Source organism: Undibacter mobilis, from assembly GCF_003367195.1.
Classification (GTDB): Bacteria; Pseudomonadota; Alphaproteobacteria; order Rhizobiales; family Xanthobacteraceae; genus Pseudolabrys; species Pseudolabrys mobilis.
In genome coordinates, this window is sequence record NZ_QRGO01000001.1 from 848831 (window position 1) to 870350 (window position 21520).

Annotated in this window: 22 protein-coding genes; 10 read left to right on the forward strand and 12 right to left on the reverse strand. The window is 63.7% G+C overall.

Annotation, left to right across the window (positions count from 1 at the left end):
- Nucleotides 1–33: 33 nt before the first annotated feature.
- From DXH78_RS03940 to DXH78_RS03960, 5 genes are all read right to left on the reverse strand, one after another.
- Nucleotides 34–1338, reverse strand: a complete 1305-nt coding sequence (locus DXH78_RS03940) for a TRAP transporter large permease (RefSeq protein ID WP_115515834.1) — start codon at nt 1336–1338, stop codon at nt 34–36.
- Entirely contained in the window at nt 1338–1829 is a 492-nt protein-coding gene (locus DXH78_RS03945; RefSeq protein ID WP_115515835.1) for a TRAP transporter small permease, read from the reverse strand. Before DXH78_RS03945 ends, DXH78_RS03940 begins: the two co-directional genes overlap by 1 nt.
- 68 nt (nt 1830–1897) lie before the next feature.
- The gene (locus tag DXH78_RS03950; RefSeq protein WP_168192697.1) at nt 1898–2902 is read right to left on the reverse strand and encodes a TRAP transporter substrate-binding protein; all 1005 of its coding nucleotides are present in this window, start codon (nt 2900–2902) and stop codon (nt 1898–1900) included.
- A gap of 32 nt (nt 2903–2934) precedes the next feature.
- On the reverse strand, nt 2935–4263 hold the full coding sequence (locus tag DXH78_RS03955) for a phenylacetate--CoA ligase family protein (RefSeq protein WP_115515837.1): 1329 nt from the start codon (nt 4261–4263) through the stop codon (nt 2935–2937).
- A gap of 7 nt (nt 4264–4270) precedes the next feature.
- Nucleotides 4271–5230, reverse strand: coding sequence for a citryl-CoA lyase (locus tag DXH78_RS03960; protein ID WP_347337756.1), 960 nt, complete (start codon nt 5228–5230; stop codon nt 4271–4273).
- On the opposite strand from DXH78_RS03960, the gene DXH78_RS03965 reads away from it, so the two are divergent.
- Entirely contained in the window at nt 5219–5923 is a 705-nt protein-coding gene (locus tag DXH78_RS03965; RefSeq protein WP_210209505.1) for a GntR family transcriptional regulator, read from the forward strand. The genes DXH78_RS03960 and DXH78_RS03965 overlap by 12 nt on opposite strands.
- A gap of 18 nt (nt 5924–5941) precedes the next feature.
- Here the strand turns inward: DXH78_RS03965 and phnC are convergent, their stop codons facing one another.
- The 5 genes from phnC to secA form a co-directional block, all read right to left on the reverse strand.
- The gene (phnC, locus tag DXH78_RS03970) at nt 5942–6766 is read right to left on the reverse strand and encodes a phosphonate ABC transporter ATP-binding protein (protein WP_115515839.1); all 825 of its coding nucleotides are present in this window, start codon (nt 6764–6766) and stop codon (nt 5942–5944) included.
- The gene (gene phnE, locus DXH78_RS03975) at nt 6766–7590 is read right to left on the reverse strand and encodes a phosphonate ABC transporter, permease protein PhnE (protein ID WP_147292566.1); all 825 of its coding nucleotides are present in this window, start codon (nt 7588–7590) and stop codon (nt 6766–6768) included. Before phnE ends, phnC begins: the two co-directional genes overlap by 1 nt.
- A 63-nt stretch (nt 7591–7653) precedes the next feature.
- Nucleotides 7654–8529 carry a phosphate/phosphite/phosphonate ABC transporter substrate-binding protein gene (locus DXH78_RS03980; protein WP_115515841.1) on the reverse strand — a complete coding sequence of 292 codons (876 nt, stop codon included), beginning with the start codon at nt 8527–8529 and terminating at the stop codon, nt 7654–7656.
- A gap of 99 nt (nt 8530–8628) precedes the next feature.
- Nucleotides 8629–9492, reverse strand: a complete 864-nt coding sequence (locus tag DXH78_RS03985; protein WP_115515842.1) for a MurR/RpiR family transcriptional regulator — start codon at nt 9490–9492, stop codon at nt 8629–8631.
- A gap of 188 nt (nt 9493–9680) precedes the next feature.
- Nucleotides 9681–12482, reverse strand: coding sequence for a preprotein translocase subunit SecA (gene secA / locus DXH78_RS03990; RefSeq protein ID WP_115515843.1), 2802 nt, complete (start codon nt 12480–12482; stop codon nt 9681–9683).
- Between the two features lie 360 nt (nt 12483–12842).
- Here secA and DXH78_RS03995 point away from each other — a divergent pair, with 360 nt between their 5' ends.
- The 4 genes from DXH78_RS03995 to DXH78_RS04010 all read left to right on the forward strand — a co-directional run bounded on the left by DXH78_RS03995 (nt 12843) and on the right by DXH78_RS04010 (nt 15950).
- Nucleotides 12843–13778: a peptidylprolyl isomerase gene (locus DXH78_RS03995; RefSeq protein ID WP_115515844.1), complete on the forward strand. Its 936-nt coding sequence runs from the start codon at nt 12843–12845 to the stop codon at nt 13776–13778.
- A 215-nt stretch (nt 13779–13993) separates the two neighbouring features.
- On the forward strand, nt 13994–15229 hold the full coding sequence (argJ, locus tag DXH78_RS04000) for a bifunctional glutamate N-acetyltransferase/amino-acid acetyltransferase ArgJ (RefSeq protein ID WP_115517710.1): 1236 nt from the start codon (nt 13994–13996) through the stop codon (nt 15227–15229).
- Between the two features lie 94 nt (nt 15230–15323).
- Complete coding sequence (locus DXH78_RS04005) at nt 15324–15728, forward strand: (deoxy)nucleoside triphosphate pyrophosphohydrolase (RefSeq protein ID WP_115515845.1); 405 nt, start codon at nt 15324–15326, stop codon at nt 15726–15728.
- Nucleotides 15729–15770: 42 nt separating this feature from the next.
- Nucleotides 15771–15950, forward strand: coding sequence for a Flp family type IVb pilin (locus DXH78_RS04010; RefSeq protein ID WP_115515846.1), 180 nt, complete (start codon nt 15771–15773; stop codon nt 15948–15950).
- An 18-nt stretch (nt 15951–15968) separates the two neighbouring features.
- Here the strand turns inward: DXH78_RS04010 and DXH78_RS04015 are convergent, their stop codons facing one another.
- Nucleotides 15969–16856 carry a methyltransferase domain-containing protein gene (locus tag DXH78_RS04015; protein WP_115515847.1) on the reverse strand — a complete coding sequence of 296 codons (888 nt, stop codon included), beginning with the start codon at nt 16854–16856 and terminating at the stop codon, nt 15969–15971.
- A 158-nt stretch (nt 16857–17014) separates the two neighbouring features.
- Here DXH78_RS04015 and DXH78_RS04020 point away from each other — a divergent pair, with 158 nt between their 5' ends.
- The 5 genes from DXH78_RS04020 to DXH78_RS04040 all read left to right on the forward strand — a co-directional run bounded on the left by DXH78_RS04020 (nt 17015) and on the right by DXH78_RS04040 (nt 20554).
- On the forward strand, nt 17015–17803 hold the full coding sequence (locus DXH78_RS04020) for a ComF family protein (RefSeq protein ID WP_115515848.1): 789 nt from the start codon (nt 17015–17017) through the stop codon (nt 17801–17803).
- Nucleotides 17804–17829: 26 nt separating this feature from the next.
- Nucleotides 17830–18099 carry a glutaredoxin 3 gene (gene grxC / locus DXH78_RS04025; protein WP_115515849.1) on the forward strand — a complete coding sequence of 90 codons (270 nt, stop codon included), beginning with the start codon at nt 17830–17832 and terminating at the stop codon, nt 18097–18099.
- Nucleotides 18096–18977, forward strand: a complete 882-nt coding sequence (locus DXH78_RS04030; protein ID WP_115515850.1) for a carbon-nitrogen hydrolase family protein — start codon at nt 18096–18098, stop codon at nt 18975–18977. Before grxC ends, DXH78_RS04030 begins: the two co-directional genes overlap by 4 nt.
- Nucleotides 18974–19435, forward strand: coding sequence for a DUF1178 family protein (locus DXH78_RS04035; RefSeq protein ID WP_115515851.1), 462 nt, complete (start codon nt 18974–18976; stop codon nt 19433–19435). Before DXH78_RS04030 ends, DXH78_RS04035 begins: the two co-directional genes overlap by 4 nt.
- 159 nt (nt 19436–19594) lie before the next feature.
- Nucleotides 19595–20554: a hypothetical protein gene (locus DXH78_RS04040; RefSeq protein WP_115515852.1), complete on the forward strand. Its 960-nt coding sequence runs from the start codon at nt 19595–19597 to the stop codon at nt 20552–20554.
- Between the two features lie 25 nt (nt 20555–20579).
- Here the strand turns inward: DXH78_RS04040 and DXH78_RS04045 are convergent, their stop codons facing one another.
- Nucleotides 20580–21467 (reverse strand): DMT family transporter, encoded by an 888-nt coding sequence (locus tag DXH78_RS04045; protein WP_115515853.1) that lies wholly within the window; start codon nt 21465–21467, stop codon nt 20580–20582.
- Nucleotides 21468–21520 lie beyond the last annotated feature (53 nt).

A 21520-nucleotide genomic window follows, 5' to 3' on the forward strand; every position in this document is an offset into this window, starting at 1 on the left:
GACAGGCGCGCGGGATTTAAAGAGGCCCCGGCCTCACTTCATCAGAAGCTGTGGCAGGAACAGCGACAGGCTGGGAATGCTGGCAAGCAGCAGAAGCCGGACGCAGTCCGCGGCGAGGAACGGGAGCACACCGCGCGCCGCGACCTCGAATTTCAGCTTCTCGGTGACCGAGGCGATGATGAAGAGGTTCATACCGACCGGCGGCGTGATCAGGCCGATTTCGACGACGGACGTCACCAGCACGCCGAACCAGATCGGGTCGTAGCCGAGCTTGATGATCAGCGGAAAGAAGATCGGCAGCGTGATCAGCATCATCGACAGGCTATCGAGGAAGCAGCCGAGGATGATGTAGATCACCAGGATGATCAGGATGACGCCGAAGGGTGGCAGATTGAAGCGGTTGATCAGCTCCAGCAGCAATGTCGGCAGCGTCGAGGTCTCGATGAAGAACTGCAGCACCGAGGTGCCGACAAGGATGAGGAAGATGACGGCTGTGGTCTGCGCCGTTTCGACCAGCGACTCGCGCACCACATCCCACGTCAGCTTGCCCCTTGCGGCGGCGAGCACCATCGCGCCGAAGGCGCCGACCGCAGCCGCTTCCGTCGGCGACGCGATGTTCAGATAGATGCTGCCCATCACAGCGCCAAACAGAAGGGCGACCGGCGCGAGCTGGCCGAAGGCCGCGCGCTTCGCTGCAGCATTGGAGCGCGGGGCGCGGGGTGCCATCGCCGGCCGCAGCGTGACGACGATAAAGACCGCGACGACATAGAGAACCGCGGCCAGGATGCCGGGAATCATGCCGGCGAGGAACATGCGGCCGATCGATTGCTCGGTCATGATCGCGTAGATGACCATGATGATGCTCGGCGGGATCAGGATGCCGAGCGTGCCACCGGCCGCGACGACGCCCGCCGACAGACGGTCGTCATAGCCCAGCGCCCGCATCTCGGGGATCGCCACGCGGGCCATGGTGGCGGCCGTCGCCAGACTCGAACCGCACACCGCGCCGAACAGCGCGCAGGCGCCGACCGTCGCCGACGCCAGACCGCCACGCCAGTGGCCGATCAAGGCGTGCAGCGCCTGATAGAGCGATGCCGACAATCCGGCACGGGCGGCGAAGGCGCCCATCATCACGAACAGCGGAATCACCGATAACGAGTACGGGACCACTGTGACGAAAGGCTGCGAACCGAGCACGAAGCCGAGACTCGTCCAGCCGTTGATGGCGACGCCGCCGACGATACCGACGATGCCCATGGCGATCGCGACAGGAACGCGCAGACCGATGAGGACTAGAAGTGAGAGGACGCCGATGGCGCCAATAATGGGAGGAGACATTACTCGACAGCCTTTGCCGGCAGGCCGTGGCGCCACAGCTGCACCATCAGCACGATATTGGCGAATACGGATAGCGCGATGCCGACAAGGAACGGCGTCCAGTACCAGGACATGGGAATGCCGATGGTCTGGCTGCGGTCATGCGCCTCGTTGAGCGCCTGCTGATAGGAGAACCACAGCACGCCGCACAGAAAGGCGATCGCCAGCATCGCGGCGATGATGCGCAATGCGAGCTGCACCCGATTCGGCGCCCGTTCCACGAACAGATCGATGGCGACATGCTGATCGGACAAGAACGCGTGCGGGATGGCCAGCATGGCGCCGGTCAGCACGCAGAGCTGCATCATGTCGACCATGCCTGCGACCGTGAAGGTCGAGACGCTGCGCAGGAAGATATCGGCCATGGTGAGCAGCACGCCGATGACGAACATGAAGGTCGCGGCAAAGGAGACGAAGCGGAGACCCCGTTCGCTCGCTGATTCGAAAGTCATCTCAGCCCCCGGGCTGTTGAAGATCGGCGCCGGGAAGGTACGGCCCTCCCGGCGCGCAGTCGCATAACTTATTCGTATTTCTTGAGCGTCGTGACCATCGCGTCGTAGATCTCACGCGAATTGGGGACGGTCTTGGCCTGCTCGTCGATGTACTGATCGACCACCGGCTTCATCTTGGCGCGCCATTCGTCGCGCCGCGCATCCGGCATGTCGACGATCTTGTTGCCCGCCTTGCGCGCCGTCTCCATCGCAGCGTCGTCGGTTTCCTTCCACAGCTTGGTCCAGATTTCGACCAGGAAGGGCCGGCTGTCGTCGATCACCTTGCGGATATCCGGCGGCAGCGAATTGTAGCGGTTCTCGTTCATCAGCGTGTACATGGCGACCGCGTCGATGCGGGCGTTGAGATGGTTCTTGAAGATCTCGTAGACCTTGAAGGCGCCGACCGGGCCCCACGGCATGACGTTCCCGTCGATGACGCCGCGTTCCGCGCTTTCATAGATCTGCGTCGGCGGCATGCCGACCGGCGTTGCACCAATGGCGGTCAGCATCGCCGTGACGCTCGGTGTCGGCGCGCGGGTGCGCACGCCCTTGAGCTGATCGAGATCGGTAATCGGCGCGCGCGTATGCACCGCGCTCGGTTCGGTGATGGTCATGTTGAGCATCACGGTGCCTGGATAGTCCGCCTTGAGGTACTTGTCGTAGAGCTCCATCAGCGCCTTGGTGCCGCCGGCGGCGGTCTTGATGGTGAATGGCAGTTCCATCAAGGTCGTGCGCGGATGGCGGCCACGCGGGATCGCCGGAATGCTGACCGCGACATCGACCACGCCGGTGCGGACCTGGTCGAACTGCTTGGTCGCGTCGCCAAGCGCCGAGCCGGCCGAGAAGATGGTGAACTTCACCCGGCCGTTGGTCTTCTCCTCGATCATTTTCGCCCAGGGCTCCATCGCGCGCGTCTGGATGAAATGAGTCGGCGGGAACATCAGAGACATCTTGAGCTCGTACTCGGCGGCAACGGCTGCGTTGCCGGCCACGAGGGCGACGGCCGCCCCGAGCAGTATCGATTTCATTCGCATGCTTACCTCCCTGGCTTTTTTCATTGTCATGGTCATGCACCGCTTGGCGCGGCTTCGGAAAAGTCCACGATTTTGGACTTGTAGTCGCTTCGCGGCAGCGAGCCGAAAGGCACAAGTTCAACGGCTGCCGAGAACACAAGTTTGGCGCGGATGTCGCTTTCGATGCGTTTGGCGAGGCCGTCCGCGCCGCCAACCTTTTCCGCCATTTCGACGACCACCTTGAGCGGCGGGTTCTGCTTGACGCCCTTCACCCCTGGCCGGATCGAGATCACGCCGCTGACATCCGGCTGAAAACGGTGCACGACCTCGCGGACGGCGGACGGAAACACATTGACGCCGCGCACGATGAGCATGTCGTCGGTGCGGCCGATGCAGCGCACGCGCGGCGAGGTGCGGCCGCAGGCGCAAGGCTCGGTCCAGATCACGACATGATCGCGGGTGCGGAAGCGCAGCAGCGGTGCGGCCTGCTGGCGCAGATGCGTCAGCACCAGTTCGCCGCGCGCGCCATTGGTGAGCGGCACCGCGTCGCCGTTATCGGGATCGATCAGTTCGATGTGCACATACCCGCGGCCGCCAAGATGCATGCCGTGCTTGTGCGGGCATTCGCCCCAGAGCGACGGCGAGATATCGCCAATGCCCATGGCTTCGGTCACTTGCGCGCCCCACGCATCTTCGAGCTGGGCCCGCATCGCCGGCTCGCCGCCGCCGGGCTCGCCCGCGACCAGCAGGTTCTTCACGCTGCTGGCCCTGAGGTCGAACTTGCGGTCGCGCGCCCATTCGGCGAGATGCAGCGCGTAAGACGGCGTCAGCGCGATCGCTTCGGCCTTGAGCAGACGCACCGCCATCATCAGCCGCTCGGTGTTGCCGCTGCCGACGGGGATATGACACATGCCGAGCTTGGCGAAGGCATCAAGCGCCGCGCCGGCAACGAAGGGCCCGGCGCCATAGGTCGTGATGATGCGCGTGCCCGGACCAATGCCGGCCGCGGTGTAGCTGCGCGCGGAGGTCGTCACCCAATTGTTCACGTCGCCGGCGGTCAGCGGGATGTAGCTCGGCACGCCGGTGGTGCCGCTGGTCGAATAAATGCGCGCCACCTTGTCCATGGGCACCGCCAGATGGGTGCCGATCGGCTGGTCGTCGGTGCGCGTGGCGCGCAGCTCGTCTTTCTCGGTCGTCGGCAGCTTGGCGATGTCATCGAGACCGCCGACATCGGCCGGCGTTTCGAAGCCGGCCTTGCGCAGCTTTTGCTGATAGAAAGGCGAATTGGCGAACAGATACTTGATCTGCTCGCGATACAGCGCATCGTCCAGGCGGACCTGCTCGGGCCAGGGAAGCGTTTCGACGTTCGGTTCGAGAATCATGCGACTGTTATTTCTTCACGTATTTGATGGCTTCTTCGCCGTGGTGGGCCATGAGGAAGCCGATGGGAGTTTCTTGCTCTTCGGCGAGGTGACCGAGCAGCCCCGCGGTGCGCGCGAGCAGCGGAATGCCTTTGATGATGGCGGGTGGGAAATCGAGATCGAGCAGCACGGCCGCGATCGCCATCGACACGTTCATCGGGAGTGGCCGCTTCCACACTTCGGCAGCGGCGGCCGGGAACAGCCGCGCCAGCGCAATGTGAGCGCCGGCTGCGCCTTCACGGTCGGCGAGTTCGAGAATGCGCTCGGAGCGCGGGTCGACCGGATGATGAACCGGGTGACCGAAGCCCGGCAGCTTGCCGCCGCTGGCCCGCGTTTCCTGGGCGATGGCAAGAACGGCGTCGGCAGGTTTGGCGCCGGCTTTGACGCGCTCTTGCGCCGCCATCAGGACACGCCCGCACAGTTCGGATGTGCCCAGCACAACCGACCCACAGCCGAGAATGCCGGCGGCGACCGCGGCCTGCAGGCAGGCCGGATCGGCGGCATAGGTCATGCGCGAGGCCTGCGCGGTGGGCGTCAGGCCGTGCTCCGCAATCGCGATCAACAGGAGGTCGAGAAAGAACCGCTGCTTTTCCGTGGGCTCGCGGCCCGTGACCAACAGGAAAAAGTACTCGGTGAATGTCAGGCGGCCCATGAGGTCGCGGCACAGGTCCTTGCCGCGCACTTCAATGCTGGAGGCATCGGACGTGCAGATTGAGGTCGTCGCCGGCCCCGCTTTGCCGATCAGCATGGCGCGCGCCCCGAAACAAAATCCGTGACGATCGCGCTTTGCCCCGAAAAGGCGAAGCGATGCGTTGCCGCCGCTGCCATTGCGCCTACTCCCTGCCTGACTATTTTGTAGGACAATACTGCCCGGCAGAGAGTTGTCAACCGGTGCGAAGCACCGTATTGAAGGCGGGTGCTCGATCATCCCGACCCAGACCTGACTGACGACAGCGCCAGCGGCAAAGGCCGCGGCACCACGGTCGAGCGGCTGGTCGAAAATCTGCGCGAAGGCATTCTCTATGGCCGCTATGCCGCCGGTCAGCGGCTGATCGAGGCCGACCTGACGCGTGCGTTCGGCGTCAGCCGCGGCCCGTTGCGCGAAGCATTTCGCCGGCTGTCCGCCGAGGGACTGATCGAAAGCGTGCCAAACCGCGGCGCGGTGGTGCGAAGGCTGACGCTCAAGGAAACCCGCGAGCTGTTCCAGATCCGCACCGCGCTGGAAATGCTGGCGGCGCAACTCGCCGCCGCCAACATTTCATCCCCGGGCGTGCGCGAAAAATTCGAAGCCGCGATCGCGCCGATCTGGAACGACTCGCCGCGCAACATGCCGCTGGCCTATCTCGACGAGAACAAGCTGTTCCATCAAGCCGTTGTCGATGCGAGCGGCAATGAACAACTGGCCTCGGTCGGCCGGCAGATGCAACTGCCGCTAATCATGTTTCAATTGAGCGGCGCTTTGACGGTGGACATTCTGGCGCAATCGAACGCCGAACATCGCGCGGTGGCCAAGGCCATCCTCGCCGGCGACGGCGCCGCGGCGGCCGAACAGATGCGCAAGCATCTGGACCGCGCCAACCGCTTTTCCGAGCAGCTGCCGCCGCAGGTTTTCAGGCAATAAAACAACCGCCGGTCGGCATCACGCGTGCTGAATCATCGCGGCTTTCACAACGGGCGCTGCGGCGAGTGCGAAGGCCGGAACGGCCGACGGGCTCCCATTGCCGTAAATGGCCGTCAACTCTTCCTTGCCGAGACCGGCCACGGGTGCATCGAGCACAACGCAGCCGTTCTTCATCGCCACCACGCGATCGGCGAAGCGGCGGGCCAGGTCGGTCTGGTGCAGGCTGCACAGCACGGCAATGCCCTGCTCATGGGCGATCGAACGCAGCAGCCCGAGGACATTCTCCGCCGCCGCGGGGTCCAGGCTGGCGACCGGCTCGTCGGCCAGAATGATCCGGCTTTGCTGCGCGACGACGCGGGCAATGGCAACGCGCTGCTGCTGGCCACCGGACAGGCTGTCGGCGCGTTGATAGGCCTTGTCGAGAAGACCGACGCGATCGAGCGCCGCCAAGGCCAACTGGCGATCCTCGCGGCTGAAGGCGCGCAGCACGGCGCGTAAAGTGCCGATGCTGCCGAGGCGCCCGGCCAGCACATTGTCGATCGCGGACAGCCGGCCGATCAGGTTGAATTGCTGAAAGATAAGCCCCATGACGCGGCGTTGCCGGCGCAGACGGCGGCCCTCGAGCGTGTCGACGCGCTGGCCATCGACATAGACGCAGCCGGCGTCCGGTCGCACCAGGCGGCTGACGCAGCGGAAGACGGTGGACTTGCCGGAGCCTGACGGCCCGAGCAGCGCAACGAATTCGCCCGGCCCAACCGACAGCGACACGCCGCCCACCGCGCGCATGGTGCCGAAGGATTTGGCAAGATCGTCGATACGAAGCACCTGCGGGGAAACGCTCATTATACCAGCCTCCGCCGCAGCCAGGCGCTAAGCTGGTCGATGATCGTCACCATCACCAGCACGATGGCGGTCAGCGTCAACAACCGCTGGAAGTCGAGAAGGTCGATGGCGGCCTTGATCTCAATGCCAATGCCGCCGGCGCCGACGATGCCGAGGATCGTCGAGGTGCGCACATTCGCTTCCCAGACATAAAGCGACACCGAAGCGAGATTGGGCAGCGCCGAAGGCAAGAGCGCGTAGGTGACGATACTGGTGCGGCCAGCGCCGGTCATGGCCGCCGCTTCGAGCGGCGCGAGCGGCACTGTCTCGATGGCCTCGCTGTAGAGCTTGGCGATGACGCCGATGGAATGGACGATCATGCCGAGCACGCCGGCGAATGGGCCGAGGCCGACGGCCGCGACGAACAGAATGGCGAACACCACCGTGTCGATGCCGCGAAAGGCATTGATCAGCCAGCGCATCGGCACGCCGAACCACGGCCACGGCATGACGTTTCGCGAGATCAGGACGCTGAGCGGAAAAGCGAGGATCGTCGCGACCGTCGTCGCCACGGTCGCAATAGCGACCGTCTCCAACGCGCGCAGCGACATGACGTCGAGTTCATTGAGCTGCGGCGGCCAGCCCCGCGCAGCCCAGGCCGCAAGGCGCGGCAGACCGGATGCGAGTTTGCCGAGATCGACTTCGCTCAACCGGACGCAAAGCACGAAGAAGGCGATCAAGGCGATGGCGAGCACCACGCGGCCGGCGATCTTCGCAGACAGCCACACGATGGGCGGCTCGCGATAACTGCCGTCGTCCAGACGCACCGGGGCTTGTTGCTGCATGAATGCCTCGAAATAGCGAAAGTGCGCCGCGACGCGGCGCACTTTCCTGATCTACGGAAAAGCTCAGACCTGCTTCTTCAGCGCGCCGAGGTCGTAGCCCATCTGCTCGAGCATCTTGTACGGCTCGTCGGTGCCGACAACGTAGCCCGTGTAGGGATAAGGCATCTGTTTGGCGATTTCCTCGCCGGTGATCGAGGCGAAAGCGGCCTGAAGCTGCTTGGCGACATCGGCCGGCATGCCTTTGCGTACGGCGACGACTTCATTCGGCAGCGGCGCCGATTCCCACACCACGGTGTTGGAGTCGGCCTTGATGGTGCCGTTGCGGATCATGATGTTGCGATGGGTGTCCCAGCCGGTCGCGAGATCGACCTGACCGTTGATGGTCGCCATCTGCGCGGCCGCGGCGGACGCGCCTTCGGCATATTTGCTGAAGAAGGTCTTGGGGTCGATGCCCTTGCTCTTGAGGAAATGCGTCGGCACCAGCCAGCCGGAGGTCGAGCCGACATCCAGCATCTGCATCGACAGGCCCTTGGCGTCGTCCGGAAATTTCGCCAGCGTCAGGCCCGGACGGCCGACGATGATCGCCTTGTAGGTCGGCTGACCATTGACCAGCATCGTATTGATGATGCGCGCACCGCCGTTGATCTTGGCGAGCACATAGCCCCACGGACCCATCTGGGCGACGTCGATCTGCTCGTTGGCGAGGGCGGTGGCGATGCCGGCCCAGTCATTGGCCACCTGCAATTCGAGCGTGGCGCCCATCTTGTCGGTGACAGCCTTGTAGACCGGCTCCCAGACGCGGCGGGTGTCCGCCTGCGTCGGCTGTTGCGGCCCGAGGCCGACCTTGATCACGGGCTTCGTTTGAGCGCGCAGCACGGTCGGAGCGGCAAGAACGGCCGCAGTGCCTGCTGCCAGGCGGATAAAGTCACGACGATACATTTGAATTCTCCTCTGCCGACGACGGATGACCCGGTCTCGGTGGTGCAGAGGACGTACAAATACTCAGTAACAAGCGTATGACAATTGAGGAAAACTCAGTCAACGATCCTCAGAGCCGGACTTGAGACGCTTTTCGGAAAGGATGGCGTAGGAGCGCTCGATCGCCGCCAGAGACGGCTCCCAGCGCTCCAGAGCCAGCCTTGCATACAGCGTGTCGATGACAACCAGTTGGGCCACGCGGCTGGCCATCGCTTCCATGCGGTAACGTGTTTCGACCGCGGCCGTGAACAGGGCCACCTCGCAATATTTCAGCAAAGGCGGCTTGCCGAAATTGGTAATGCAGATCGTGCGCGCACCGGCTTCCTGGGCAATGCGCGTCGCGGCCAGGGTCTCGCGTGTACGGCCCGAGTGCGAGATCGTGATCGTGGCGACATGCGACCCGGTAAAGGCAGCGCTCACCGCCTGCGAATGCGGGTCGGTCATGGCGCGCGCATCGAGCCCCAGCCGCAGGAAACGATAGGCCGCGTCCTCGGCAATAGGCGCGGCCGTACCGACGCCATAAAGCTCGATACGGCGGGCATTTTTCAGAATTGTCACGGCCTTGTCGACGACCGCGGGATCGAGCACTTTGACCGTATCGTCAATCGCTGTGCGATGACTGGCGGCAATCTTGGCGATCACGCTGACGCTGTCGTCGGCGCGCACGATATCCTCGTGCAGCAATTCGCGGCTGCTGCCGAGTTCGCGTGCGATCGCGATCTTTAGTTCGGGGAAGCCCTTGGCACCGAGTTGCTGACAAAGCCCGATCACGCTGCCTTCGCTGACTTGTGCTGTTTTTGCCAAGTCGGCAATCGACATCTCGACGACGGCTTCAGGCCGATCGAGAATGACCGTGGCGAGGCGCTTGGCCGCAGGCGGCATGTTCGGCACCGCCGACTTCAAACGCGCAATAGGCGAATTCATGATCGTGTCTCACGTGCCAGGGTCGGGTCATGATGGCCCGAGACCAAATGCTGAGTATTCCTCAATTGTCACGACACAATCACTGAGGTCAATGAGAGCCATCGACTCATCACGGGTTTTATAGGAGCCGCAAAAGAAAACGCCGCGCTGAAAGCGCGGCGTTTTCATCGCAACCGGTTACAGCCGGATTACGCGTACTGACCGTGACAGTGCTTGTACTTCTTGCCGGAGCCGCACGGGCATAACTCGTTGCGGCCGACCTTGCCCCAGGTGGCCGGATTTTTCGGATCGCGGGCCGCGGCTTCAACGACGGCGGTATTTCCCGAAGCCAGAGTCGCGGTCGCTGACAGCGACTGGGACGCCAGCTCGTCTTCGCCGGTCGTCGGATCGACGTGGTGCGCTTCCATATAGGGAAGCTGCGATTCCTCGGCCGACGGCGGCACGATTTCGACGCGCATCAGCTGCGCCGTCACCGCTTCGCGCAAACTCGCCACCATGCCCTCGAACAGCGCAAAGCCTTCCGCCTTGTACTCGTTGAGCGGATCGCGCTGCGCGTAACCACGCAGGCCGACGACCTGACGCAGGTGCTCGAGCATGACGAGGTGCTCGCGCCACAGGTGATCGAGCGACTGCAGCAGGACCGACTTCTCGACGTAACGCATCACGTCGGGGCCCCACTTGGCGACCTTGGCCGCCATCCACTCATCGGCGGCGCGCTTGATGCGTTCCTTGACCTCTTCGTCGGCGATGCCTTCTTCCTTGGCCCAGTCCCTGACCGGCAGATCGAGTGTGAGGACGTGATTCACGGCCTCATGCAGGCCGTCGACGTCCCACTGCTCGGGATAGGCGTTTTCAGGAATGTGCTTGCCGACCAGGTCGTCGATGACCTGATGACGCATGTCGCCAACCGTGTCCTCGACGTGTTCGTCGCGCATGAGATCGAGCCGCTGCTCGAAGATCACCTTGCGCTGGTCGTTCATCACGTCGTCGTACTTCAACAAGTTCTTGCGGATGTCGAAGTTGCGCGCCTCGACCTTCTGCTGCGCCTTCTCCAGCGCCTTGTTGATCCACGGGTGCACAATGGCCTCGTTCTCCTTGAGGCCGAGCTTGGTCAGCATGCCCTCGAGACGATCCGAGCCGAAGATGCGCATCAGGTCGTCTTCGAGCGACAGGAAGAACTTGGAGTGACCCGGGTCGCCCTGACGGCCGGAACGGCCGCGCAGCTGATTGTCGATGCGGCGGCTCTCGTGGCGTTCGGTCCCGAGCACGAACAGTCCGCCGGCGGCCAGCGCCTTGTCCTTGAGCCGGCTCACCTGCTCGCGGATCTGCGCGGCCTGCGGGCTCTTGTCACGCTCGTCGCCATCGAGATCGGCGATTTCCTGGCGGATGCGCATGTCGGCATTGCCGCCGAGCTGAATATCGGTGCCGCGACCGGCCATGTTGGTGGCAATGGTCACCGCGCCCGGCACGCCCGCCTGGCTGACGATGAAGGCTTCCTGCTCGTGATAGCGGGCATTGAGGATGGCGAAGACCTTTTTCTTGGTCGCGCCGTCGTCACCGGAATAGAGCGCGGCAAAGGCATTCGGATCGGAGAAGTCGTGCGCTTCCCAACCGGCCTCGCGCAGCATGTCGGCGAGCTGCTCGGACTTCTCGATCGACGTCGTGCCGACCAGCACCGGCTGGCCGCGTTTCTTGCAGTCTTCGATCAAGGTGATGATGGCGCGGTATTTCTCGACCTGCGAGCGATAGACTTCGTCATGGTCGTCGATGCGCGCCAGCGGCTTGTTGGTCGGCACTTCGAGCACTTCAAGGCCGTAAATGTCCATGAACTCGTCGGCTTCCGTGAGCGCCGTACCGGTCATGCCGGCAAGCTTGTCGTACATTCGGAAGTAGTTCTGGAACGTGATCGAGGCCAGCGTCTGGTTCTCCGGCTGGATCGCGACGTGTTCCTTGGCTTCGAGCGCCTGATGCAGGCCTTCCGAATAACGGCGTCCCGGCATCATGCGGCCGGTGAATTCGTCGATGATGACGACTTCACCGTTGCGGACGATGTAGTCCTTGTCGCGCTGGAACAGCTTGTGGGCGCGCAGCGCCTGATTGACGTGATGCACGACGGAGACGTTCTCGACGTCGTAGAGAGACTCGCCCTTGAGCTCGCCGGCCGTGCGCAGACGCTGCTCGAGCTTTTCCATGCCGGCTTCCGTCAGCGTCACAGTGCGCTGCTTCTCGTCGACTTCGTAATCGGACTTGTCGAGCGCCGGAATGTAGCTGTCGATGGTGTTGTAGAATTCGGAACGGTCGTCGAGCGGGCCGGAGATGATGAGCGGCGTACGGGCTTCGTCAACCAGGATGGAGTCGACTTCGTCGACGATGGCGAAGACGTGGTCGCGCTGCACCATGTCCTCGGGACGATACTTCATGTTGTCGCGCAGATAGTCGAAGCCGAGCTCGTTATTGGTCGCGTAGGTGACGTCGCATTCGTAAGCCGCCTTGCGCTCGGCATCGTCGAGGCCGTGAACGATGATGCCGGTGCTGAGGCCGAGGAAGCCGTAGACCTTGCCCATCCATTCGGCGTCGCGCTTGGCGAGATAGTCGTTCACGGTGACGACGTGGACGCCACGCCCGGCAAGCGCGTTGAGATAGACCGGCGCCGTCGCGACCAGGGTCTTGCCTTCGCCGGTTTTCATCTCGGCGATCTTGCCTTCGTGCAGGATCATGCCGCCGATCAACTGGACGTCGAAATGGCGCTGGCCGAGCACGCGCTTGGCCGCCTCGCGCACGGTGGCAAAGGCGGGCTCCAGAATGTCGTCGAGCGTCTTGCCTTCGGCGAGCTGTTTCTTGAAGTCGGCGGTGCGGGCCTTCAGCGCTTCGTCCGACAACGCGGCGACTTCCGGCTCCAGCGCGTTGATGGCCTTGACCCGCGGCTGATAGCTGCGGATCCGCCTTTCATTGGCTGAGCCGAACAGCTTGCGGGCAACGGCGCCTAACATCGGTGGAGCTCCTGAGTGCTGGCCGGGGCGCTTCTTAACACGCCACTACGACCGGTATTTGGGACCGGTGGGGCCGGATTTCACGTCCGGTACGCCGGGAAACAGGCTCTTTTTCGGGCAAAAACGACGTCAAAATCGGGGTTTGGACGCCACCAGCCAAGGTCAACGGAGAGATAGGAGGGGGTGGAATCAATGTCAATTGGCGGCGAAACACGGGCTTAACGGGGGTCGCCGCAGCCGACAATGATGACGACAAGTTTAGGTTCCGATGCCCGGCCGCGCCATTGCAAAGCCATGGTTGTTGGGTGACAAGGGCGCGTTCGCCCGACAGGGGCGGCCTCTTTTCCAAGGACCCTTGAGATGACCATCCCGACCCTCGCCGGCGTGCCGGCCTTCGCTCCGACTGTGCCGCGCTTTGCCCGCCTGTTCGTTGGTGCGCTGGCCCTGACGCTCGCGACGACCGCGCCGCTCGCCGCTCAGGACAAGGACCCCGTCGTGGCGACAGTCAACGGCACCGCGATCCGTCAGAGCGATCTGGCTGCCGCCGAAGAGGAAGCCGGTCAGTTGCCGCCGATGTCGGAAAACGCCAAGAAGGATTATCTCGTCCAGTTCCTGGCCGACGCCATCCTGATTACCAAGGCCGCCGAGGACAAGAAGCTCGCCGACGACGCGGCCTTCAAGCGCAAGCTGGAATTCGCCCGCCAGAAGCTCCTGATGGAGTCGCTGCTGAGCCAGGTCGCCAAGGACGCCTCCACCGACGCCGCCATGCGCGCGGTTTATGACGACGCCGTCACCAAGATTCCGGCCGAGGAAGAGGTCAAGGCCGCTCACATCCTGATCCGCGCCGCCGCCGGCGACGAGAAGGCCAGCAAGGCCGCCGAAGACAAGATCAAGGCGGTGATCGCGCGCCTCAACAAGGGCGAGGATTTCGCCAAGGTCGCGGGCGAAGTTACCGAGGACCCGTCGGGCAAGGCCAATGGTGGCGATCTCGGCTACTTCACCAAGGAGCAGATGGTGCCGGAATTCGCCACCGTCGCCTTCTCGCTCGACAAGGGCAAGATTTCCGCGCCGGTGAAGACCCAGTTTGGCTGGCATGTCATCAAGGTTGAGGACAAGCGCACCAAGCCGAAGCCGAGCTTCGAGGACGTCAAGCCGCAGGTCGAGCAGTTCGTCGCCCGCAAGGCGCAGGCCGAGTTCGTCACCAAGCTGCGCGCCGACGCCAAGATCGAAAAGAACTACAAGGTCGAGGAGCCGAAGGCGGATGCGCCCGCGGCCCCGGCCGCACCGAAGCAATAACGGCCGTCACCGACCGGTCTGACATCAATGCCCGGCGAAAGCCGGGCATTTTTGTTTATGACGACGCTTTACGCGGCCGCCCATTGCCGATTCTCGCGCGCCGCGATATTGCCCTCAGGCTGTAGCCCGCATGAAACGATGCGCAATGCGGGGGCGGCCAATCCCGGATTTCGCTTCGCGTTATCCGGGCTTCGATGCAACCACCGGATCAAACCATGTCCACCACCGTCTCCCCTCTCGCCCCGACCAACGTTCCCGACATGCCGGCGATCGCCGGTGTGCGCATGGCGACCGCCGAGGCCGGCATCCGCTACAAGAACCGCACCGATGTGCTGCTGGCGCTGTTCGATCCCGGCACCACGGTCGCCGGCGTGTTCACGACCTCGAAGTGCCCGTCGGCGCCGGTGGAATGGTGCCGCGCCAATCTCAAGTCAGGGAAAGCCCGCGCGCTGGTGGTCAATTCCGGCAACGCCAATGCCTTCACCGGCAAGACCGGGCGGCAGGCAACGAAGCTGACGGCCGACACCGCGGCGAAAGTGATCGGCTGCAAGCCGAACGAGATCTTCCTCGCCTCGACCGGCGTGATCGGCGAGCCGCTCGACGCCACCAAATTCGCGCCGGTCATGCAGAGCCTGACCAACAGCGTCTCGGGTGCGTTCTATCATGAGGCCGCCAAGGCCATCATGACCACCGACACCTTTCCGAAAGTTGCCACCGCCACCGCGAAGATCGGCAAGACGAAAGTGACAATTTGCGGAATCGCCAAGGGCGCCGGCATGATCGCGCCGGACATGGCGACGATGCTGTCTTTCGTCTTTACCGATGCGGCGATCTCGGCTCCGGCGCTGCAAGGCTTGCTGAAGGAAGGGGTCAGCTCGACCTTCAACGCCGTCACCATCGACGGCGACACCTCGACCTCCGACACGCTGATGATGTTCGCGACCGGTCAGGCGAAAGACTGCCCGAAGATTTCGCGCGCCGCCGACCCGAAGCTCAAGGCCTTCAAGAAAGCCCTGCATGATGTGCTTGCCGATCTCGCCGAGCAAGTAGCACGCGACGGCGAAGGCGCGCGCAAGCTCGTCGAGATCGTGGTCGAGGGTGCGGTGTCCGACAAGTCGGCGCGCAAGATCGCGATGTCGATCGCCAATTCGCCGCTCGTCAAAACCGCGATCGCCGGCGAAGACGCCAACTGGGGCCGCGTCGTGATGGCCGTCGGCAAGGCCGGTGAGCCGGCCGACCGCGACAAGCTTTCGATCTGGTTTGCCGGCGTACGCGTCGCGCACAAGGGCGCGCGCGATCCGTCTTATGACGAGGCGAAGGTCTCGGCCGAGATGAAGAAGCCGGAGATTTTCCTTAAAGTGGCGCTCGGCATGGGCAAGGGCCGCGACCGCGTGCTGACTTGCGATCTCACCAAGGAATACGTCGCCATCAACGGCGACTACCGCTCTTAACGATTCCGTAATCATGCCGGAAAGCCATCCGGCGCCGGACGGCCCGTTGAGCGGAACTTAACCGCCGTTCCCCTAGCGTCCTGGACAAGAGGCCATGAGCGTCAAAATCGTCCTTGTCGCCGCCTGCGCCCTTATCGATGCCGACGGCCGCGTGCTCATCGCACAACGGCCGCCCGGCAAACCGATGGCGGGACTATGGGAGTTTCCCGGTGGCAAGGTCGAAAGCGGCGAGCGGCCTGAAGTAACGCTGATCCGCGAACTGAAGGAAGAACTGGATATCTCGGTCAAGGAAGACTGTCTCGCGCCGCTGACTTTCGCGAGCCACGCCTATCCGGACTTTCACCTGCTGATGCCGCTCTATGTCTGCCGGCGTTGGGAGGGAACGGTCACGGCACTCGAGGGGCAGAATCTCACCTGGGTGCGACCGAACAAACTGCGCGACTTCGACATGCCGCCGGCGGATGTGCCGCTGATCGCACATTTGATGGCGCTGATTTAGCAACCGACCAAGGGCCGAGAACCGGCCAAAGGGGTTAGTGCGATGCGTACGGCACAAGAGCATAGAACATTGCTCGGCTTCATTCGCGACGAGAACGGCGCCACCGCGATCGAATATTCGCTGATCGCCGCCGGTATCGCCAGCGCCATCGTCGCAGCCGTGAGTGGCCTCGGCACGTCCGTGAACGGCGTCTGGGAAAAAGTCGGCAACGCGTTCAACTAGCCGCGTTGGCCGCGGCGATTACGACTCACCGGGCTTCTCGCCGGCCGGAATTTCCTGCGTTCCCAATGCGTCCGCCAGACGCCGCCGTGCCGAACCCGGTTTCAGCGGCTTCTGCTGACTTTCATGTGGCGTCCAGCCGGACAGCCACACGATCTCGAATGTCGCACGCAAGCGTCCATCGCCGTCGGCAAAGCGTTCCGCATAAATTTCCATCATTCGCCGCAACGTCGCGCGCCTGAGCGGCGCGCGACGCCGCTCCACCAGAATATTGGTTGCGCCCATGGCGCGCAGATCGCGCATCAGCGCGATCGGCGACTCGTAGCGAACGGTGACCCGGTCGGAATCGATCACCGGAAGCGCAAAGCCGGCGCGCTGCATGAGCGAGCCGAGATCGCGGATATCGGCGAAGGGCGCGACGCGCGGCGACAGCCCGCCTTCCACCTCGCTTTCGGCCTGCGCGAATGCGGCGCGCAATTCATTCAGAGTGTCGCCGCCGATCATCGCGGCGAGCAGCAAACCGTCGGGCTTGAGCGCGCGGCGAACCTGGACCAGCGCGCCCGGCAGGTCGTTGACGAATTGCAGCGCCAATCCCGAGACGACAAGATCGAGCGCAGCCGCGTCGAACGGTTTCGCCTGCTCGTCCGTCAGCACCTCCAGATCACCCGCACTGATGATCGAGGCCCGCTCCAGAGACTTGACCTTGCCGCTTTCGGCGAACGCGGCGCGCAGCGCATCGGTCGGTGTATCGAGGTCGGCGGCGCGCTCGAAGCTGCGCAACACCACCGAAAGCCGCTCTGCCAATTCTTCGGCAACGCGGTCGAGCAGGAAGGTCGCCGGACCCAGCGCCATGGCGCGCGCGCGGCGGCGGCTCAACAAATCCCGATCAAATATCGTCGGTCCAGACATCGGTGCTCATGTTGAACGTCCCCTGCCCCGCTTGCAGGGGAGGGACAGGGAGGGGCTATCACACCAATGCCACCACCCCAACCCTCCCCCAAAAGCGGGGGAGGGAGTAGGCTGAGCGCGCGGATCGTCTGTCCCGCGCTCGCTCCTTTGGCGCCGACATGGAAACTGAAACGACTGCAGCCCCGTTGCTCGCCCGTGTCGGCGGTACATTCCGCGGCCTGTTCCGCTTTGCGCTCGACGCCGCCCTGCCCCAGCTCTGCCCGTCCTGCCGCGAGCCGCTGGGCGATGGCGCCGGGCTTTGTGCCTCGTGCTGGTCGAAACTGTCGCCCATCGAGAAGCCCTATTGCGCGCGGCTCGGCATCCCATTCGTCTACGATCCCGGTCCCGGCCTCCTGTCCATGGAGGCGATGGCCAATCCGCCGGCCTACGACCGCGCCCGCGCCGCCGTGCGCTATGACGAGATCGCCCGGGCGCTGGTGCTGGCGTTCAAATTCGGCGACCGCATGGACCTCGCGCCGATGATGGGGCGCTGGATGGCGCGCGCCGGCCACGAACTGCTGCCCGAGGCCGATGCGCTCATTCCGGTGCCCTTGCACTGGCGCCGATTATGGTCCCGCCGTTTCAACCAGGCGGCCGCGTTGTCGAAGGCCATTTCGGAAACCTCCGGGGTGCCGGTGCTGTTCGACACGCTGCGCCGCGTACGGGCAACGCCGCAGCAGATCGGCCTGTCGAAAACACAGCGTGCCGACAACGTTCAGGGGGCATTCCGGGTGCCGTGGGAGCGCAAGGCCACCATCGCCGGCCGCCGCGTCATCCTAATCGACGACGTGTTGACCTCCGGGGCGACCGTCGATACTTGCGCCCGGGCGTTGCTCAAGGCCGGTGCGAAACAGGTGGATGTGCTTGTTTTCGCACGGGTTGTCGCCGCCGGGCGCGTCCCCATATAAAAGGGACAAGAACCTGGACGCGACCGATGCAACCTGTCGACATCTACACCACCGGCTGGTGCCCCTACTGCCATGCGGCCAAGGCGCTGTTGAAGCGCAAAGGCGTTGCCTATAACGAGATCGACGCCTCGGCGCGCGGCGTGCGCGAGGCCATGATCCAGCGCGCCAATGGACGAATGACCGTGCCTCAGATCTTCATCGGCCAGACCCATGTCGGCGGCAGCGACGACCTGCACGCGCTGGAATATGCCGGCAAGCTCGACGCCCTGCTCGCCGGTGAAGGAAGCGCGGCATGACGTCCGCTCCGTCGACATTCAAAGCCGGCCTCATCCAGATGCGCACGGGCATAACGCCCGCGGCCAATATCGAGACCGCAGCGCGGCTCATTGCCGAAGCGAAGGCGGCCGGCGCCGACTACGTGCAGACCCCCGAGATGACGAACGTGATGGACGTCAATCGCGAGCGGCTGTTCCAGAATATCCGCGAGGAAGACAGCGATCCGTCGCTCGCCGCCTTCCGCGAACTGGCGAAGAAACATGGCATCTACGTTCATGTCGGCTCGCTGGCGATCAAGCTGCTGCCGGACCGCGCCGCCAATCGCGGCTTCCTCATCGATCCGCAGGGCGAGATCGTCGCGCGCTACGACAAGATCCACATGTTCGACGTCGATCTGGCCAACGGCGAAAGCTATCGCGAGTCGCACACCTATCGCCCCGGCGATATCGCCATCACCGCCGACCTGCCCTGGGGCCACCTCGGACTGACTATTTGCTACGACCTGCGTTTTCCGGCGCTCTATCGCGCGCTGGCAGAGGCCGGCGCGACGATGCTCGCCATTCCCTCGGCCTTCACCCGGCAGACCGGCGAGGCGCACTGGAATGTGCTGATGCGCGCCCGCGCCATCGAGACCGGCTGCTTCGTGCTGGCGGCGGCGCAGGGCGGCAAACACGAGAACGGCCGCGAGACCTTTGGCCATTCGATCGTTGTCGATCCGTGGGGCCGCGTTCTCGCCGAAGGCGGCACCGAGCCCGGCGTCATCATGGCCGAGATTGAGCCGGCGCTGGTGAGCGACGCGCGTTCGCGCGTGCCGTCGCTCGACCATGGCCGGCGCTTCGAAGTCGCCGAGCCGCTCGCAGAGCCGGCGCACTTGCACTTGGTTCGGGGCAAGGAATGATCAAGTACGCGCTGGCCTGCGATAAGGGCCACACCTTCGAAAGCTGGTTCGCCGACAGCGCCGCCTATGACAAGCAGGCCAAGCGCGGTCTTGTCACGTGCCCGGTTTGCAACTCGGCCAAGGTCGAGAAAGCGATCATGGCGCCGCGCCTGTCCGGCACGCGCAAGCGCGCCAAGACGCACGATATCGAGACACCAGCGCCGGACAAGGCTCCGGTGGCGATGATGTCGCCGATTGAGATGGAGCTGCGCACAAAACTCAAGGAATTGCGCGAGCACATCACGAAGAATGCCGACAATGTCGGCGAGAAATTCCCGGAAGAAGCCCGCAAGATGCATTACGGCGAGACCGAGCACCGCTCGATCTACGGCGTGGCCTCGTTCGACGACGCCAAGGAACTCGCCGAAGAAGGCATCGACGTGCATCCGATCCCGGCGCTGCCGGACGAGCGAAATTAGCACCTCGCCCTTTCCGCAATATGTGGCTCGCACGCTCGGATCAGGGGCGCGGGCAAGGCGCAACCTGGACCGCAATTTATGATTGATTATTTAAATTAAGCAATCCAAGATTGTCATCGCGTCCCGGGGGAATGTTCAACATTGTCCCGGAGTGAAGTCATGACCGACATCCAAAAGGTTTTCGAGAAGCACAAAGAGCACCTGCTATCCCTGCAAGGCTGCACCGCAGTTGCCATTGCTCTCAAAAAGTCCGGCAGTCAGAAATCAAAGACACCGGCCATTGTCGTCTTCGTCGCGCAGAAACGTCGCGATCTCCCGGCCGATCAACGCGTGCCGGCGACCCTCGACGGCATTCCGACCGATGTCGTCGAGCGGAAATTCGGCATTGCGCTGACCGCCACCGACCCGTTTGCCCGCCATCCGCGCCTGTTCAGCGGCATCTCGGTCACGCCGCGCAGCGCGGCGGAGGTCTGGGGAACGATCGGTTGCATCATTCAGACCAACGGCAACGGTGCCAACATCGCGCCAGGCAACTATCTGCTCACGAACCAGCACGTGCTGAAATGGGCAGATCCCACTCATCCTGACTTCGACAATGCCCGCATCATCCAGCCTGGCAACGCCGACTCTCCGGCGCCGATCAATTACGACTGCGGTGACTTTGTCGCCGGCATACGCGATGCCAGTAACGACTGCGCCATTGCAACAATCGACCCGATACGTGGGTGGCGCAATGAAGTGCCCAACCATCCGCGACATCCGGGGCGGCGCGACCTACAGGGCGTTGCGGTCGCGCGGCTGGAGGACGAGGTTTATAAATTCGGCGCATCGACGCTGAACACGCGCGGGCGCATCATTGCGACCCACTTCCATTCCGACAATAGGCTCATCCGCAATGCGCTCTATATCGAGCACGAAGAGCACAAGCCTTGGGTCGCGGAAGGCGATTCGGGATCGGTCGCAATTCTGTACGAACGCGATCTGGTGGTCGGCTTGAACTTCGCCGGAGACGAAAAAACCGCCCTTCCTGATGGCGGCTACCGGGCGGGCTTTGCCTACGACATTCAGGGCCAGATGAACAACTTCGGCAACAATGTCATGCTGGCGCCGAATCCATAACGCCTTCGACGCGGCGTCGCGACGATCAATGTGCCCAGATCAGCAGCGCGACGCCGCCAATGATCATGGCGATACCGATGACTTCGCGCAGAGACGTCTTCTGCTTGAAGGCGAACTTCGAAACGCCCTGCGCGAACAGCACTTCGATCAGTGCCAACGTGCGCACGCTGGCGGCCGCGGCGATCGAGAAGCCGAGGAACCAGAACTGCGAGGCGAAGGCGCCCATGAATCCGGCAAACATCGACGGCCGCCAGGCCCGGAAAATGGCCCGCAACACGGCGGGCTCACGCAACAGCAAATAGCCCGACAGCAGCGCCGCCTGAATGACGAGGCTGACCGCCAGCGTGAATGTCGATGCCAGCACGAACTGGTCGGGAATGTTCAGCGACAAAATGGCGCCGCGAAAGCCGATGGCCGACAGGCCGAACAGGCCGCCGGCGACGATGCCTTTTACCGCAGGCCTCAGGCCATTGGCTTTGGCTGCGCCGGGCTTCATCGCCACGATGACGACGCCGGCCGTGGCGACGACAATGGCCAGCGCCAGCATCGGCGTCAGCCTGTCGCCGAGCAGAACGAGGCCGAACACCGCGGTCTGCACCGGCTCGGTCTTGATGTAGGCGGTCGTGACGACGAATGAGGAATCGCTCATCGCCGCCAGCATCAGCGCCGTCGCCACGATCTGGCCGACAATGCCGATCGCAATCCAGGGCCAGTACTCCAGCGACGGCGTCGGCAGGCCGCTAGCGGTGACGATGCACACGCCGGCGAGAAAGATCAGCGCGAAGGGAAAGCCGAACAGGAAGCGCACATGCGTCGCGCCGACGGTGCCGAGCGTCACGGTCAATTCGCGCTGCATGGCATTGCGCGCGGTTTGCGCCGCCGCGGCGATGATGGTGAAGACGGCCCAGAGCATGCGTATTACCCGCTGTCATCCGCGGGCTTGACCCGCGCCTCCAAAACGAACCG

Bases quoted from the DNA above. Each gene is read 5' to 3' on its own strand.
- DXH78_RS03940 (WP_115515834.1), bottom strand. From the start codon at position 1,338: ATGTCTCCTCCCATTATTGGCGCCATCGGCGTCCTCTCACTTCTAGTC.
- DXH78_RS03945 (WP_115515835.1), bottom strand. From the start codon at position 1,829: ATGACTTTCGAATCAGCGAGCGAACGGGGTCTCCGCTTCGTCTCCTTT.
- DXH78_RS03950 (WP_168192697.1), bottom strand. From the start codon at position 2,902: ATGCGAATGAAATCGATACTGCTCGGGGCGGCCGTCGCCCTCGTGGCC.
- DXH78_RS03955 (WP_115515837.1), bottom strand. From the start codon at position 4,263: ATGATTCTCGAACCGAACGTCGAAACGCTTCCCTGGCCCGAGCAGGTC.
- DXH78_RS03960 (WP_347337756.1), bottom strand. From the start codon at position 5,230: ATGATCGAGCACCCGCCTTCAATACGGTGCTTCGCACCGGTTGACAAC.
- phnC (WP_115515839.1), bottom strand. From the start codon at position 6,766: ATGAGCGTTTCCCCGCAGGTGCTTCGTATCGACGATCTTGCCAAATCC.
- phnE (WP_147292566.1), bottom strand. From the start codon at position 7,590: ATGCAGCAACAAGCCCCGGTGCGTCTGGACGACGGCAGTTATCGCGAG.
- DXH78_RS03980 (WP_115515841.1), bottom strand. From the start codon at position 8,529: ATGTATCGTCGTGACTTTATCCGCCTGGCAGCAGGCACTGCGGCCGTT.
- DXH78_RS03985 (WP_115515842.1), bottom strand. From the start codon at position 9,492: ATGAATTCGCCTATTGCGCGTTTGAAGTCGGCGGTGCCGAACATGCCG.
- secA (WP_115515843.1), bottom strand. From the start codon at position 12,482: ATGTTAGGCGCCGTTGCCCGCAAGCTGTTCGGCTCAGCCAATGAAAGG.
- DXH78_RS03995 (WP_115515844.1), top strand. From the start codon at position 12,843: ATGACCATCCCGACCCTCGCCGGCGTGCCGGCCTTCGCTCCGACTGTG.
- argJ (WP_115517710.1), top strand. From the start codon at position 13,994: ATGTCCACCACCGTCTCCCCTCTCGCCCCGACCAACGTTCCCGACATG.
- DXH78_RS04005 (WP_115515845.1), top strand. From the start codon at position 15,324: ATGAGCGTCAAAATCGTCCTTGTCGCCGCCTGCGCCCTTATCGATGCC.
- DXH78_RS04010 (WP_115515846.1), top strand. From the start codon at position 15,771: ATGCGTACGGCACAAGAGCATAGAACATTGCTCGGCTTCATTCGCGAC.
- DXH78_RS04015 (WP_115515847.1), bottom strand. From the start codon at position 16,856: ATGTCTGGACCGACGATATTTGATCGGGATTTGTTGAGCCGCCGCCGC.
- DXH78_RS04020 (WP_115515848.1), top strand. From the start codon at position 17,015: ATGGAAACTGAAACGACTGCAGCCCCGTTGCTCGCCCGTGTCGGCGGT.
- grxC (WP_115515849.1), top strand. From the start codon at position 17,830: ATGCAACCTGTCGACATCTACACCACCGGCTGGTGCCCCTACTGCCAT.
- DXH78_RS04030 (WP_115515850.1), top strand. From the start codon at position 18,096: ATGACGTCCGCTCCGTCGACATTCAAAGCCGGCCTCATCCAGATGCGC.
- DXH78_RS04035 (WP_115515851.1), top strand. From the start codon at position 18,974: ATGATCAAGTACGCGCTGGCCTGCGATAAGGGCCACACCTTCGAAAGC.
- DXH78_RS04040 (WP_115515852.1), top strand. From the start codon at position 19,595: ATGACCGACATCCAAAAGGTTTTCGAGAAGCACAAAGAGCACCTGCTA.
- DXH78_RS04045 (WP_115515853.1), bottom strand. From the start codon at position 21,467: ATGCTCTGGGCCGTCTTCACCATCATCGCCGCGGCGGCGCAAACCGCG.